General features: G+C 63.9%; 13 protein-coding genes. 7 read left to right on the forward strand and 6 right to left on the reverse strand.

The window, feature by feature from the left end:
• Positions 1-77: 77 nt before the first annotated feature.
• Positions 78-350, reverse strand: coding sequence for an usg protein (locus ACVILI_RS02630; protein WP_019861862.1), 273 nt, complete (start codon positions 348-350; stop codon positions 78-80).
• A gap of 314 nt (positions 351-664) precedes the next feature.
• On the opposite strand from ACVILI_RS02630, the gene acs reads away from it, so the two are divergent.
• A complete protein-coding gene (gene acs, locus ACVILI_RS02635) occupies positions 665-2620 on the forward strand; it encodes an acetate--CoA ligase (protein WP_038650369.1) in 1956 nt (651 codons plus the stop codon).
• Positions 2621-2671: 51 nt separating this feature from the next.
• Positions 2672-3412, forward strand: a complete 741-nt coding sequence (locus ACVILI_RS02640; protein WP_038650371.1) for an MOSC domain-containing protein — start codon at positions 2672-2674, stop codon at positions 3410-3412.
• On the opposite strand, the gene ACVILI_RS02645 is transcribed toward ACVILI_RS02640, so the two are convergent.
• The 3 genes from ACVILI_RS02645 to ACVILI_RS02655 all read right to left on the reverse strand — a co-directional run bounded on the left by ACVILI_RS02645 (position 3413) and on the right by ACVILI_RS02655 (position 7852).
• Positions 3413-4675, reverse strand: coding sequence for a class I SAM-dependent methyltransferase (locus ACVILI_RS02645; protein ID WP_457102317.1), 1263 nt, complete (start codon positions 4673-4675; stop codon positions 3413-3415).
• 369 nt (positions 4676-5044) lie between these two features.
• Complete coding sequence (locus ACVILI_RS02650) at positions 5045-6523, reverse strand: pilus assembly protein TadG-related protein (RefSeq protein WP_038653506.1); 1479 nt, start codon at positions 6521-6523, stop codon at positions 5045-5047.
• A gap of 459 nt (positions 6524-6982) precedes the next feature.
• Complete coding sequence (locus tag ACVILI_RS02655; RefSeq protein ID WP_019861867.1) at positions 6983-7852, reverse strand: transglutaminase-like domain-containing protein; 870 nt, start codon at positions 7850-7852, stop codon at positions 6983-6985.
• Between the two features lie 167 nt (positions 7853-8019).
• Here ACVILI_RS02655 and ACVILI_RS02660 point away from each other — a divergent pair, with 167 nt between their 5' ends.
• Positions 8020-8685, forward strand: coding sequence for an HAD-IA family hydrolase (locus tag ACVILI_RS02660; RefSeq protein WP_038650373.1), 666 nt, complete (start codon positions 8020-8022; stop codon positions 8683-8685).
• Between the two features lie 9 nt (positions 8686-8694).
• Here ACVILI_RS02660 and ACVILI_RS02665 read toward each other — a convergent pair whose 3' ends face one another.
• Positions 8695-8916, reverse strand: a complete 222-nt coding sequence (locus tag ACVILI_RS02665) for a DUF1674 domain-containing protein (RefSeq protein ID WP_038650374.1) — start codon at positions 8914-8916, stop codon at positions 8695-8697.
• A 203-nt stretch (positions 8917-9119) separates the two neighbouring features.
• Here ACVILI_RS02665 and htpX point away from each other — a divergent pair, with 203 nt between their 5' ends.
• The 3 genes from htpX to ACVILI_RS02680 all read left to right on the forward strand — a co-directional run bounded on the left by htpX (position 9120) and on the right by ACVILI_RS02680 (position 13440).
• Positions 9120-10133, forward strand: a complete 1014-nt coding sequence (gene htpX / locus ACVILI_RS02670; RefSeq protein ID WP_038650375.1) for a zinc metalloprotease HtpX — start codon at positions 9120-9122, stop codon at positions 10131-10133.
• Entirely contained in the window at positions 10124-11509 is a 1386-nt protein-coding gene (locus tag ACVILI_RS02675; RefSeq protein ID WP_038650377.1) for an RsmB/NOP family class I SAM-dependent RNA methyltransferase, read from the forward strand. Before htpX ends, ACVILI_RS02675 begins: the two co-directional genes overlap by 10 nt.
• A gap of 206 nt (positions 11510-11715) precedes the next feature.
• Positions 11716-13440 carry a heparinase II/III family protein gene (locus ACVILI_RS02680; protein ID WP_019861872.1) on the forward strand — a complete coding sequence of 575 codons (1725 nt, stop codon included), beginning with the start codon at positions 11716-11718 and terminating at the stop codon, positions 13438-13440.
• A gap of 26 nt (positions 13441-13466) precedes the next feature.
• On the opposite strand, the gene ACVILI_RS02685 is transcribed toward ACVILI_RS02680, so the two are convergent.
• The gene (locus ACVILI_RS02685; protein ID WP_038650378.1) at positions 13467-13775 is read right to left on the reverse strand and encodes a putative quinol monooxygenase; all 309 of its coding nucleotides are present in this window, start codon (positions 13773-13775) and stop codon (positions 13467-13469) included.
• Between the two features lie 148 nt (positions 13776-13923).
• Between ACVILI_RS02685 and purH the strand changes: the two genes are divergently transcribed.
• Entirely contained in the window at positions 13924-15540 is a 1617-nt protein-coding gene (gene purH, locus ACVILI_RS02690) for a bifunctional phosphoribosylaminoimidazolecarboxamide formyltransferase/IMP cyclohydrolase (protein WP_038650379.1), read from the forward strand.
• The last annotated feature ends 127 nt before the right edge of the window (positions 15541-15667 follow it).

A 15667-nucleotide genomic window follows, 5' to 3' on the forward strand; every position in this document is an offset into this window, starting at 1 on the left:
GAAACGATGGGCGCATTTCCGCTAACCACCAACGCATGCGATACATCACGCAAGCACTCCGTCAACACTTCTGCGCCTTAATGCAGTACGAACTCGCCATCCACCTTGCGCCATTCATTCGGCGCGATCAGCTTCTGGTGGGTGTAGACAACCGAGTGCAGCGGTCCATCCAGCTTGGCCTTCCAGAATTCGATGAATTTGATCAGCACCGGAAACGTCGGAGCGATGTCGTAGTCCTGCCAGATGAAGCTCTGCAGGAGATGCGGATGATCGGGGAAATGATAAAGAATCTTGGCCGTGGTCAGGCCATAGCCTTTGAGCATCAGGTCCATTTCGGCATGGTCGCGCATTGCTGCCCCCTTGGCGGTCCCTTGGTTGAATCTCCTTTCCTCCCAACGTCAGATTGTGCGCGCCGTTGCTTAACTGTCTATTGATTTTTCCTGATCGAAACAGGCTTTTCGACGCGAAAACATACAGTTAGCAGCGAGCTAACCTGAGTGCTGACAACGCGAGCCCGTGCCCCTGCGGCATCCCGCCACGCAAACCCAACGTCTAATATTGCCGGAACGCCGGAACTGGTAATAATGCCGCCGAATTCGCGGCCGCTTCGCCGCGATCCCGCCGGCGGTTCAAGCCGGCGTATGGTTTGGGAGGAAAGTCAGGAATGTCCGAGGTTCATGTCCATCGCGTCCAGCCGGCGTGGAAGAAGAATGCGCTGATCGACAACGACACTTACCTGAAATGGTATGCCGACAGCATCAAGAGCCCGGACAAGTTCTGGGGCAAGCACGGCAAGCGCATCGACTGGTTCAAGCCGTTCAGCAAGGTCAAGAACACCTCCTTCGACGGCAAGGTCTCGATCAAATGGTTCGAGGACGGGCTGACCAATGTTTCCTACAACTGCATCGACCGCCATCTGAAGAAGCGCGGCGACCAGACCGCCATCATCTGGGAAGGCGACAACCCCTACGACGACAAGAAGATCACCTATAACGAGCTCTACGAGCATGTCTGCCGGCTCGCCAATGTGATGAAGAAGCACGGCGTCAAGAAGGGCGACCGCGTCACCATCTACATGCCGATGATCCCGGAAGCCGCCTATGCGATGCTGGCCTGCACGCGTATCGGCGCCATCCATTCGATCGTCTTCGGGGGCTTCTCGCCCGATGCGCTGGCCGGCCGCATCGTCGACTGCGAATCGACCTTCGTCATTACGTCGGATGAAGGCCTGCGCGGCGGCAAGTCGATTCCGCTAAAGGAGAACACCGACAAGGCGATCGACATCGCCGCGAAGAACTTCGTCATGGTGAAGAACGTCCTCGTCGTGCGCCGCACCGGCGGCAAGATCGGCTGGGCGCCAGGCCGCGACCTCTGGCATCACGACGAGGTCGCGACGGTGAAAGCCGAGTGCAAGCCCGAGAAGATGAAGGCGGAAGACCCGCTGTTCATCCTTTACACCTCAGGCTCGACCGGCAAGCCGAAGGGCGTGCTGCACACCACCGCCGGCTATCTCGTCTATGCGTCGATGACCCACCAATATGTCTTCGACTACCATGACGGCGATATCTACTGGTGCACCGCCGATGTCGGCTGGGTCACCGGCCACAGCTACATCGTCTATGGCCCGCTCGCCAACGGCGCCACCACGCTGATGTTCGAGGGCGTGCCGAACTACCCGTCGCAGTCGCGTTTCTGGGAAGTCATCGACAAGCACAAGGTCAACATCTTCTACACCGCCCCGACCGCGCTGCGCGCGCTGATGGGCGCCGGCAACGACCCGGTGACGAAGACCTCGCGCAAATCGCTGCGCGTGCTCGGTTCGGTCGGCGAGCCGATCAACCCGGAAGCCTGGGAGTGGTATTTCAACGTCGTCGGCAACGGCAAGGTGCCGATCGTCGACACTTGGTGGCAGACCGAGACCGGCGGCATCCTGATCACGCCGCTGCCGGGCGCCACCGACCTCAAGGCAGGCTCCGCGACGCGGCCCTTCTTCGGCGTCAAGCCACAGCTGGTCGACGGAGAAGGCAAGGTGCTGGAAGGAGCCGCCGACGGCAATCTCTGCATCACCGATTCCTGGCCGGGCCAGATGCGCACCGTCTATGGCGACCATGACCGCTTCGTGCAGACCTATTTCTCCACCTACAAGGGCAAGTACTTCACCGGTGACGGCTGCCGCCGCGACGCCGACGGCTACTACTGGATCACCGGTCGCGTCGACGACGTCATCAACGTCTCCGGCCACCGCATGGGCACGGCCGAGGTCGAATCGGCGCTGGTCAGCCATGACAAGGTTTCGGAGGCCGCCGTCGTCGGCTATCCCCACGACATCAAGGGCCAGGGCATCTACAGCTATGTCACCTTGATGAAGGGGGTGGGGCCGACCGAGGAGTTGCGCAAGGAGCTCATCGCTCATGTCCGCAAGGAGATCGGCGCCATCGCTTCGCCCGACAAGATCCAGTTCGCCCCCGGCCTGCCCAAGACGCGTTCCGGCAAGATCATGCGCCGCATCCTGCGCAAGATCGCCGAGGACGATTTTGCCACCCTTGGCGACACCTCGACGCTCGCCGATCCGGCCGTCGTTGACGATCTCATCGCCAACCGGCAGAACAAGAAGGGCTGAAAACGACTGGTCGAAGGTCGCGGGAAGCCCGGCGAACGAGAGACCAACGCAATGAATGATATCGGCACTGTCGCGCAGCTCTGGCGCTATCCGGCAAGCTCGCTCGCCGGCGAGCGCCAGGACGCCATTCTGGTCGAACCGGCGGGCATGGCAGGCGACCGCATGTTCGGCCTCGTCGATGTCTCGGACAATGAGATCGCCAGGCCCGACCGCGAGGCGAAATGGCACAAGGTGCCGCGCATCCGCACCCGGCTGGCCAATGATCGCAACCTTGAGATCGCCGTCCCTGACGGCGACTGGCTGAGCGCCCCCGGGGTCGAATGCGACCGCGCAGTATCGGCCTATCTCGGCTTCGCCGCCTCGATCCGGCCGTTCGGCCGGGAGAATGCCCCGCCTGCCTATGCCGGTCCGGTCACCGCCGCCCGCTACAGCAAGGCGCCGATCCACCTCCTGACCACGGCGTCGCTGGCGCGGCTGAAGGCGCTGCATCCGGATGGCGCCGCCGACTCGCGCCGCTTCCGCCCCAACATCGTCGTCGATATGGCGGCGGTCGATGGCTCGTTTCCCGAAACGGAATGGATCGGCCGCAAGCTCGCCATCGGCGAATTGCTAGTGACCATCTCGGAGCCTTGCCGCCGCTGCGGTTTCACCATCATCGCCCAGGACGGCTTCGACGACGACCCGGCGATCCTGCGCAATCTGGTCCGCCACAACGCGCACAATCTCGGCGTCTACTGCACGGTGGATCGGCCGGCCGGTATCAAGGTCGGCGACGCGATGCGTTTTCTGTAGCTACCGATAAAGATCCGCTCGCGTCGCCGGCAGGCCGCTTGGCCCCCGCGCTCGCTTGGTGACGACTGTCTGGAAAATCTGCGCCGAGCCGCGATCGAAGGTGATCGAACAGCCGGTCAGATAAAGCAGCCACAGCCGTGCCTTGGGCTCGCCGACCTCGGCGATCGCCTCATCGAAACGCGCGTGCAGGCGCTCGGCCCACAGCCTGCAGGTGCGGGCATAGTGCTCGCGCAAATTCTCGACGTCGGCGACGAGGAACCCGTGCGCCTCGAGATTGCCGAGTGTCATGCCGATCGTGTCGACCTCGCCGCCGGGGAAGATGTATTTGATCAGCGCTTTGTATTCGGCGCCCTTGCGCAAGGTCTTGCGCGTGCCGCCCTTGCCGCGCCTCGTGATGGCATGGTGCAGGTAGATGCCGCCCGGCTTCAAGAGCCGGTGGACGGTCGAGAAATAGGTGGCGTGGTTGGCGAGGCCGACCGCCTCGAACATGCCGATCGACGAGATCTTGTCATAGCTGCCGTCGAGCTCGGTGTAGGATTTGATGTCGACGGTGATCCTGTCCTCCAGCCCCTCGGCACGAATGCGCTTGCGCGCCAGCCGGGTCTGTTCCTCCGACAGCGACACGCCATGGCCGATGGCGCCATAGTGCTTGGCGGCGTGGATCAGCATCGCGCCCCAGCCGCAGCCGATATCGAGCAGCCGGTCGCCCGGCTTCAGCCTGAGCTTGCGGCAGATATGGTCGAGCTTGTCCTTCTGCGCCTGGTCGATGCCGTTGGTGAAATCGGTGAAATAGGCGCAGGTGTAGACCATGCGCTCGTCGAGGAAGAGCCGGTAGAAGGCGTTCGAAATGTCGTAGTGATGCTCGATCGCCTGCTTGTTCGAGCCGCTGACGAAAGGGTTGCGCCCGGCAAGATCGGCCCGTTTCGTCATCTGCCGCCGCGAAAACAGTACGGCCGGCAGGTCGCGCAGGATCGCCAGTTTGGGCAGCGCCTTCAGCCTCAGCTTGCCCTGTGACGGCAGGGCATAGAGATCGAACAGCGAGCCGTCCTCGACATCGATCGTCTTGGAAATCCACATTTCGAGCAGCGTCGAGAAATTCGGCCGGCGGGCCAGTTGCCAGACGATGTCCTGGTCGTTGATGGCAAGCACCGGGCCGCCGGCTGGGCCGATCCGTTCCCCGGTCCACAGCCTGACGGCAAAACCCGGCTTCAGCGCCCCGATCACGGTTCGAACGATGCGCGCGGCTCTCTCGGTGGCGTCCATGGTCCCTCCCGTGACCGATAACGCCATGTTGTCTGTTTGGGCTGCGGATCGCAAGCCGAAGCACGCTGGCCCGACTGCGCCGCATTTTCCGGCGGGACGCCTTTTTCAGCCCGCCATCTTGTCATTTGCTGCGACGCACCCCATCATGAGGATGTGTTCAACAAATCGAAAGGAGGTGATCCGATGTCGAGTGATTTCGTTTTCCAGAACGTGGCCTCAGCGGATTGCACTTTCGGGAAGCAGTCTTCCCGTTAAGGCGCGAGATGCGCGGCAGGTAACCCGAAGGGTTGTCGCCACAGGCCGCGCCATGGACGGAAACACGGAAGGCCGCCGGCTTCGAAAGAAGCGGCGGCCTTTTCCTTTTGCGGATTACTGGGTCAGGGCGACCTTTTCGGTATTGCGGATGATTTCCTGGAAGGCGGCGTCCAATTCCACTCCGGTGGACACCTCAAAATAATGCCTGTCCGCGGCGGAGGCGTCTTTCGACGAACAGCCCTTCAGCACCGCCTTTGCCTGGTCCCGCTCGGTTGGTGACATGTCCTTGTCGTTCAGATCGAAGCCGATCGCGAAAATCTCGATGCCATCATTCTTCATGTTGCCGCACAGGGCTTCGGCGTTGCCACGTGCAAGGTTGCCCTGGCCGTTGTAGTTCCCCCCGGCTCCGGCGAAGGCCGTATTGAACTGGCCGTCGGTCATCAGGATCGCGACTTTGGCAATCTTCTTCGCATTGGCATCCGAGGCGCCGTTGCCGAGACCGGCATTCTTGATCGCAGCCCGCCATTGCGGTGACAGCATATAATAGGTCCACTGGATGGCGATCGCGCCGGCCGTATAACCATCGGCCCGGAAGGCACCAATCGAATCAAGCAAAGCGCCGGAATCGGCCGTCAGCGGGATCACTTCTGCGTCTGGGCATCTGTTCATGCTCCCGCCACCCAGATGATCATCCCTGTTGACCAGGGCATAGTAGTTCTTGCCGGTCTTGTCGGTGCGAACCGTGTCCGGGCCGTCATCACTCAAATCCGCATTGCCGTTCTTGTCCTTCCTCTCCGTCGCGCAATTGTCGGTCTTTGGCATTGCCGCGCCGACAATGGATTTGTAGTCGCCGAAGGACGGCAACGTCGTCTTTCCCGTCTTTGCGACGAGAAGCGAACTGCCGGCGACCGGCGGCAGATCAGAACTCGCCTGCTCCTCGGCGTAGACGTTCTCCGCCAGATTGCCGACGTTCACGCCGGATGCGTAAGGCACAATCGCGACGCGGATGCGGGGGTTCTTCGGGTCCTGGTTCTGGAGCATCGTCTGGACCGCGTTTTTCGCCGCCGCTTTCAGATCGCCGATCTTGTCGACGTTGCCTCTTTTCGCCATCGATCCCGTGATGTCGAGCATCATGGCGACCTCGACCTGCTTGTCCGAATAGAGTGCTTTGGTGGAAGCGCCGACGCGCCGCATGTCGCTGATGCCGAACAGCGGAAAATAAAGGCTGACATCGACATGGACATCCGCCTGCACGGTTCTGGCCGTCGGGTTGACGGTGAGCCTGTCCAGCACGACTTGGTCAGCCGTCAGGATGCCGGCCATGCTGTTGGCCACGAGAAAGTTCTGCACCGCCTTGTTGGCGTCGGCCTCATTGATGACCCCGGTCGTCAGGTCGCGCGCCGTCGATGTCACCGCGGCGTCGACCACGCCTTGCAGGCTCGATCTGGCGTTATAGAGCTGCGCGACGTTGACCGAGAAGCCGGCGGCTAGCACCAAGACCGAGGCAGCAAAGCTGAACAGGATTGCGAAATTTCCACCCCTGTGTCTGGCGAACCCGCCGACCGCGTGAACAAGACCCCCGTAATTTCGCATCCAACAGCCTCCGCTTGCCTCGGCCTCGTCGCCGCAATGATGGCAATGCAGGATTCCGGCCGGAAGTCGCCGGTCGAGCGCCGGAAACGCGCTGTGACGCGTCAACCTATTGTTTTTGTTGACTTTCGGCTGCTTCGAAGGTGAATGACTGGTAAACGGAAAGTCACGGATTCATCCGCGTTTACGGACTGCTTACCATGCTGGAATCGAAGCAATCGCGGACTGCTCCGCGACGTCCTGTTGCGGCACAGGCCTTCTGTGCCGAAGAGGAGCAGTTGTCCCGAGATAGCTGAGTAAGTTGGGGCGCGAACGGAACCAAGGTGTGTTGAGATTCAGGTCAGGCCGAGCCGAAAATGGTTGATGCCGAGAACCGGAGCGGAGCGTACTTTTCGTACGTGAGCACCGGAAGCGCAGGTATCAGCCATTTGCAGGCCGGCATCACCTGAATATCAACATGCCTTAGGCCAGCATTTGTGCGCTGACCGTCCTGTCGATACCGTGATGGGGCGGATTGAACAGATTGCCTTCCTGCTCATAGGTCCACACCTTGAACAGGCTGAGCCGGTGTGGACCAAAACTGTGCAGCAAGGGCACGTCGGTGGCGTCGCGGCCGCGTGCGATGACGACACGACCGGTCCTGGGCCGGTTGTGGCGTGGATCGAACGTGTACCATTTGCCGTCGAGGAACACTTCCATCCAGGCCGAGAAATCCATAGGCGCCGGATCGATCGGCACGCCGATATCGCCGAGATAGCCGTTCACATAGCGCGCTGGAATGTTCATGCAGCGGCAGAGCGTGATCGCCAGATGGGCGAAGTCGCGGCAGACGCCAACCCGCTCCTCATGCGCCTGCGCCGCCGTGCGGGTCGAACGCGCATAGCCATAGCCGAACGACAGCCGGTTGTGGACATAGTCGACGATCGCCTGCACCCGTGCCCAGCCGGAGGGAAGATGGCCGAACAGCTGCCAGGCGAGACTGCTGAGGTGATCGGTCTCGCAATAGCGGCTGCCCAGGAGATAGAAGAGCACCTCGTCGGGCAATTCGGCCACTGGCACTTCCCGGGCCAGCGTGTTGACCTCGTCCGTCTCGCCACTGTCTTCGATCACTGCGTCATAGAGGATGCGAAATGTGCCGGCTGGTGCGGTGAAGCGGCGGCAGCCATTGCCATGCAGGTCATGGTAGAGCTTGGTCGGCACCGAAGGCGATGTCAGCACCCGGGTCTGCCGCTTGATGTCGGCTTGCCTGTCCTTGTGGATCTCAAGCAGCGAAATCACCGGTGTGGCCTCTGCGCATTCAATGGCGATTTCGTAGCCGAGCCGGATCAGCATCGCAGGTCCCCTTCGATCGTCATGAAAAAGAATGCCGTTGAAACGTCGCGAGGTGGCTGTGGTTCCCTGGACCGCCACAAAATACGCCCTCATGCCTTTCCATGTCCGCGCCTTGACGTTACGGTTGCGCCCTCCCTCGACACGCCCCCCGGACTTCAAGGAAAATCATGCTTGCTGGCAGAAAATTCGCGGCCTTCCTTTTCGACATGGACGGCACGCTCATCAATTCCATCGCCTCGGCGGAACGGGTGTGGAGCGATTGGGCGCGCCGCCATGGCCTTGACGTCGCCGCCTTCCTGCCGACGATCCACGGCGTGCGGGCGATCGAGACCATCACCAACCTTGCCCTTCCAGGCGTCGACCCGGCGCATGAGGCCGACCTGCTGCTGAAGGCCGAGGCGGCCGATCTGGATGGCATTGTCCCGATCGCCGGCGCCGTGGCGTTTCTCAAGGCGCTGCCTGGCGAAAGCTGGGCGATCGTCACCTCGGCGCCGCGCTCCCTCGCGCTAGCGCGCATGGAGGCAGCCGGCATTCCTGTCCCCGCGGTCATCGTCGCGGCTGAAGACGTCTCCCGTGGCAAGCCGGCCCCCGACTGCTTCCGGCTTGGCGCACAACGGCTCGGCTTCGATGCGCGCGACTGCCTGGTGTTCGAGGATGCTCCGGCCGGCATCGCGGCGGCCGAGGCCGCGCAAGCCGCGGTCATGGTGATCAGCGCCACACATTCGCACCCGCTGCCGACGCCCCATGCCGCGATCGCGGGTTATGACAATGTCGGCATCACCATCGACGAGCGCGGTTGGCTGGCGCTCGAACCACAGCGCAACGCCGCTTGAGACCAATCCCTAAAAATCGCTGGTCAGGCCTTTGACTTCCCAGTCGCCGTAGCGGCCGGGTTCCTTGCCGCCACGGCCGCCGACTTCCTTCGGCAGGGCGGCTTCCTTTTCGCGATACGCGGTGCGCCGGGCCTCGGCCTCGGCCAATGCGCGCCGCGCGGCGGGCGACAGGTCTCTTGCCGGCACATCGTCATCCGGGCCGGCTGGCGTTTTACTGGTTTCGTCGGTCATGCGATATTCCACGCGGATTGAAACAGCGTCAGGTGTTTCCCATCATATAGCCATGAACCCACGCATGACCCCGAAAATCGGAATCGATTTTCGGAAAGGATCATGCGCAAATAAAACCTTACAGCGTCCTTTGCGCGTCCGAAAGGACGCGCGGCGCTGTCACGATCGACCCCTTTTTGCCATCACCACGACAGGAGCAGACGATGAACACACTTCGCACCGCCATGCTTCTTGCCGCGATGACGGCGCTGTTCATGGGCGTCGGCTTCCTGATCGGCGGTTCGGGCGGCATGATGATCGCCCTGCTCATCGCCGCCGGCACCAATCTGTTCAGCTACTGGAACGCCGACAAGATGGTGCTGTCGATGAACCGCGCCGTCGAGGTCGACGAGAAGAACGCGCCCGAATATTACGCCATCGTCCAGGCGCTGGCCAAGCAGGCCGGGCTGCCTATGCCCCGGACCTATCTGATCGACAATCCGCAGCCCAATGCCTTCGCCACCGGCCGCAACCCGCAGAACGCGGCGGTCGCCGCCTCAACCGGCCTGTTGCAGCGGCTGACCCATGAAGAGGTCGCGGCCGTCATGGCGCACGAGCTTGCGCACGTCCAGCACCGCGACACGCTGACCATGACCATCGTCGCCACCTTTGCCGGTGCCATCTCGATGCTCGGCAATTTCGCCTTCTTCCTCGGCGGCAACCGCGACAACAACAACCCGTTCGGTTTTGTCGGCGTGCTGGCGGCGATGATCGTGGCGCCTTTTGCCGCGATGATCGTGCAGATGGCGGTCAGCCGCACCCGCGAATACGAAGCCGACCGGCGCGGCGCCGAAATCTGTGGACACCCGCTGTGGCTGGCATCGGCGCTTGACAAGATCGCCCGCGGCGCCGAACGCATTCCCAACCCCGATGCGGAGCGCAATCCGGCGATGGCGCATCTCTTCATCATCAATCCTCTGCACGGCGAGCGTATGGACAATCTGTTCTCCACCCACCCCAGCACTGAGAACCGCATCGCCGCGTTGCAGGAAATGGCGCGGCAGATGGCGGGCGGCACCCAGGCCGCCCCGCGCCCCACGCCTCGGCACGCCGAAGAACAGCAGCCGTCCGGCCCGTGGGGCCAGGCCCCTCAAGCGGAACAGCCGGGGGTGCCGGAAAGGCCGAAGGCCAACCCATGGGGGCGCAACCCGACCGGGCCCAAGGGCCGATGGTCGTGAGCGTGGGAGCACCTCGACGCACAGGCTCACGCGATCAGGACCATAGAGACGGCGGCGAATTCGTCGCCGGTCTCGCCGCCCGCAAGGCGGCGGCGCGGCTGCTGGCCGCCGTCATAGACGCCAGGACACCGCTCGACGGACTGACCGACCACGAGAACGGCCACCCGCAATACAAGGCACTCGATTTGCGCGACCGTGGCTTGGTGCGGGCCATTCTGGTCACCGCGCTGCGCTTCCGCATGACCATCGTCGGGCTGCTGGCGCGACGCCTGGAAAAGCCGCTGCCGCCCAACGCCACGGCGCTGTCGCACATCTTGCATGTGGCGGCGGCACAGATCCTGTTCCTCGACATTCCCGACAGCGCCGCCGTCGACCTCGCGGTCACCCATGCCAAGTCCGATCCGCGCACCCAGCGCTTTTCCGGCCTGGTCAACGGCGTGCTGCGCACGCTGGCGCGTGCCAAGGAGACGGAACTGCCCGCCGCCCTTGCCGCCACCGACGAAGCGCCAAAATGGTTCTCCGACCGGCTGAAGGCCACCTATGGCGCCGACAAGGCGAAGCAGATCCTCGCCGCGCACCGCTACGAGGCGCCCGTCGACTTCTCGGTCAGGGCCGACCCCGAACTCTGGGCCGAAAAGCTTGGCGGCATCGTGCTGCCGACCGGCACGGTGCGCGTGGAAAATCTTGCCGGAGCCGTCACCGACCTACCCGGCTTCGCCGAAGGTGCCTGGTGGGTTCAGGATGCCGCTGCCAGCCTGCCGGCGCGGCTCTTCGGCGATGTCAGCGGATTGCGTGTCGCCGACCTCTGCGCCGCGCCCGGCGGCAAGACCGCCCAGTTGATCCTGGCCGGTGCCAGGGTCACGGCGGTCGACACATCGAAGAACCGGCTGGCCCGGCTGGCGCAGAATCTTGACCGTCTCGGCCTGTCAGCCGAGATCGTCCAGGCCGACTTGCTCAAATACGAGCCGGCGGAGCTGTTCGACGCGGTGCTGCTCGACGCCCCCTGCTCATCGACGGGCACGGTGCGACGGCATCCCGACGTGCCATGGACCAAGACGGCGGCCGATGTCGAAAAGCTCGCCGACCTGCAAAGGCGGTTGCTCACCCGCGCCGTCACGCTGGTCAGGCCCGGTGGCCGGATAGTCTTTTCCAATTGTTCGCTCGACCCGCTCGAAGGCGAAGATTTGCATCGTGCCTTTCTCAACGAAACAACCGCAGTCGACGATCCGCTGCGGCAAGGCGAGGTCGCCGGCATCGACCCTTTCTTGACGGCGCAAGGCACGCTGCGCACCACGCCCGCCGACCTTGATCTCGGCACGCCGGAGCGCTCGGGGCTGGACGGCTTCTTCGCTGCGCGCATGCGCCGCGCTCTTTAGAGCAATCTTTCACGACCGCGAAAACCGTTCGCCCAGCGAGTTTCGCCGCCGCCGCAAGTGGACATAAGTCGCGGCAGAGACGACTTTTTTAGGGACGATCCCGGCCATGGCCGCGTGAAGTGGGTCGGTTGGAAGAAATCCGCCTTCGCATAAGTTCTTGAATCATATAAGCTTGCGCCGGGATAGAGGACGGACCAGGAGGGCTTTTGGCACTGGCTGCCAGCAACACGACGCGTCTGTGGACGCTTGTCGCGAAGGAGTTCTGGCGCAAGACGCGCCGGCGCTTGCGCGCCGGGCCGGTCTATCGCTGGCGCTATTCCGGCCGCACGCCCGAACGCGTGCTGATTGCACCGCCGGACTTGCGGCTGGCCGACCCGCAGATCGCGCTCGAGATCTATTACGGCCGCTATCCCCTGTCGGGGCACCTGGTAGAGACCGGCGGCAAGTCGCCCTTCCAGATCAACGTGCCCAATCATGGCTGGCAGAAGACGCTGCATGGCTTTCGCTGGCTGCGCCACATGCGCGCCGCCGGCACCGAACTTGCCGCCGCCAATGCGCGTGCCCTGGTGTCCGACTGGATCGCCATGCACGGAAACAACATTGCCGGTATCGCCTGGGAGCCCGGGACGACGGCCAAACGCATCATCGCCTGGCTGCAGCATTCCTCCGTCGTGCTGCAGGGCGCCGAATTCCCCTTCTACCGTGCCTTCCTGAAGTCGCTGGCCGTCCAGATCCGCTACCTCAGGTCGATGGCGCGCGAGATGCCCGACGGCAAGGACCGGCTGCGTGCCCGCATAGCACTTGCCTTCGCCGCCCTTTCCCTGCCCGCGCCGGCTTCGGCGCTGCGCGGCGCCACCCGCAACCTCGCCGAGGAACTCAACCGCCAGATCCTCGCCGATGGCGGCCATATCTCACGCAATCCGATGTCGGTGCTGGAAATCCTCGCCGACCTTTTGCCGCTGCGCCAGACCTACGCCAACCAGGCGGAAACCCCGCCGCAGGCGCTGATCGGCGCCATCGACCGCATGCTGCCGGCGCTGCGCTTCTTCCGCCACCAGGATGGCAGCCTCGCCCGTTTCAACGGCATGGGCGCCACCATCCATGACCGCATCGCCACCATATTGCGGCATGACGACACCGCCGGCGCGCCGCTGCTGCACGCGCCGCATTCGGGCTATGAGCGGCTGTCGATGGGCGGGGTCACCGTCATCGCCGACACCGGCCTGCCGCCGCCGGTCGACGTGTCCAACGCGGCGCACGCCGGCTGCCTTGCCTTCGAGCTGTCGTCCGGCCGCCAGCATTACATCGTCAATGCCGGCATCGACACCTATGGCGCCGCCGAGTTCCGGCCGCTGGCGCGCGCCACCGCCGCGCACTCGACCGCCACCATCAACGACACCTCGTCGGCGCGCTTCAGCCATTCGCTGCGCGTCAACGGCCTGCTGGGCTCGCCGCTGATCGGCGGCCCGCAGCAGGTGCAGTGCAAGCGCATCGACCAGAAGGGCATCCAGGGCTTCATCGCCCGCCATGACGGCTACGTCGCGCGCTTCGGCTTCCTGCACGAGCGCGAGCTTAAGCTGTCGTCGAACGGCAATGTCCTGGCCGGCAGGGACCGGTTCCAGCGGCCCGGCAATGCCGCGATCCGCAACAATGGCCGCGACTTCATCACCGTGCGCTTCCATGTCCATCCCGACATCAACTTGCTGCAGGACGAACATGACCGGCTGGTGCTGACCGCCGACCAGGCCGACAGCTGGGTGTTCACCTCGGGCGAAGTGGTGCCGGAGGTCGAGGAATCGATCTATTTCGCGGGTCTCGGCGGCCCGCGCCGCAGCCGGCAGATCGTGCTTGCCTTCAAGGCCTCCGACGTGTCCGAAGTCCACTGGCAGCTGACGCGCACCAGCATCGCCGGCTATCCGGAAAACAACTGATTTTGCCGCGAGGGCTGCCAGCCCGCTCAAGCCTGCTGCTGGATACCGAAGGCGTCATAGGTGCTGAGCGTCGGCGGACCGGCGAAGGCGAAGCGGATCTTGTCGACCATCGCCGCCGCCTGGCCGCTGCGGTCGTAGCGAGCGGCGTCCTCGACGGTGCTCCAGACGGTGATTGCCATGAATGCGTCGCGTGCTTGATGCTGCTGCAACAGCACGGCGCTGATGTTGCCGTTTGCGGCGCGGATGGCGGGGATCGCCTCGGTTTCGTAGATCGCCCGCAACCGCTCCGTGGTGTCCGGCAACGCCGTGAACTGGCCAATACGGACAAATGCCATCAATGTTCCTCCATCGCGAGGACATCAGCCTATACCCGGGGCCGGCAAATTGCATATCAAACCGTCGAATGGTGCACGGCGCTTGATTTCCTGATGTCATGTGCTACGGCGCGGGCTTGCCCCTCCAGCCGTGAAAGGCCGCCAGCCCATGGCCGTCGCCGCCAAGAACATTCCCGCCCCGGACCTCGTTCCCGTACGCCGTGCCTTGCTTTCGGTGTTCGACAAGACCGGCCTCATCGACTTCGCCACGGCATTGGCCGCGGCCGGCGTCGAACTGGTCTCGACCGGCGGCACCGCCAAGGCGATCGCCGAGGCCGGCCTGGCGGTGCGCGATGTCTCCGAACTCACCGGCTTCCCCGAGATCATGGATGGCCGCGTCAAGACCTTGCACCCTTCCGTGCATGGCGCGCTGCTTGGCGTGCGCGACGACCCCGAGCATGCGGCGGCGATGCGCAAATACGGCATCCAGCCGATCGACCTCCTCGTCTCCAATCTCTATCCGTTCGAGGAAGTCCGCCGCTCCGGCGCCGACTATGCAGCAATCGTCGAGAACATCGACATTGGCGGCCCGGCGATGATCCGCGCCTCAGCCAAGAACCACGCCTATGTCGCCATCGTCACCGATCCAGGCGACTACGCCTCGGTGCTGAACGCACTGGAAATGAACATCGGCTCGCTGTCGCTGGATTTCCGCAAGAAGCTGGCGGCCAAGGCCTTTGCGCGCACCGCCAGCTATGACGCGGCGATTTCCAGCTGGTTCGCCGAGGCGCTGGAGATCGAGCACCCGACCTGGCGCGCCTTCGGCGGCAGGCTGACCGAAGTGATGCGCTATGGCGAAAACCCGCACCAGAGCGCCGGCTTCTACGTCAATGGCGACAAGCGCCCTGGCGTCGCCACGACGCGGCAGCTGCAGGGCAAGCAGCTCTCCTACAACAACATCAACGACACCGACGCCGCCTTCGAACTGGCCGGCGAGTTCGATCCCAGCCGCTCCGCCGCGGTCGCCATCATCAAGCACGCCAACCCGTGCGGCGTCGCCGAGGGCACATCGCTGAAATCGGCCTACGCCAAGGCGCTTGCGTGCGATCCGGTCTCGGCCTTCGGCGGCATCGTCGCAATGAATCGCACCCTCGACGCCGAAGCGGCGCAGGACATCGTGAAGACCTTCACCGAGGTGATCATCGCGCCCGATGCCACGGACGAGGCCGCGGCGATCGTTGCCGCGAAGAAAAACCTGCGCCTGCTGGTCACTGGTGGCTTGCCCGACCCGCGCTCGCCCGGCATGACCGTCAAATCCGTTGCCGGCGGCCTGCTCGTCCAGAGCCGGGACAACGCCGTGGTCGACGATCTCGAACTGAAAGTGGTGACCAAGCGCGCGCCGACGCCGGCGGAGATGGCCGATCTCAAATTCGCCTTCCGCGTCGCCAAGCACGTCAAGTCGAACGCCATCGTCTATGCAAAAGACGGCGCCACGGTCGGCATCGGCGCCGGCCAGATGAGCCGCGTCGATTCCTCCCGCATCGCCGCCCGCAAGGCGCTGGACGCGGCCGAGGCCGCTGGCATGGTCGAACCGCTGACCAAGGGCTCGGTCGTCGCCTCCGATGCCTTCTTCCCCTTCGCCGACGGCCTGCTTGCCGCGGTCGCCGCCGGAGCCACCGCCGTCATCCAGCCGGGCGGCTCGATGAACGACAAGGACGTCATTGCGGCGGCCGATGAACATGGCATCGCGATGGTGTTTACGGGCGTGAGGCATTTCCGGCACTGAGCACGTTTACCCTCCCCTTGATGGGGAGGGTCGGTGCGCTCGCTTGCGAGCGCGCCGGGGTGGGGTGATGGCGCTGACCCCCACCCCGCTCCGCTTCGCGGATCCACCCTCCCCACAAGGGGAGAGT

This window comes from Mesorhizobium sp. USDA 4775 (assembly GCF_054062655.1).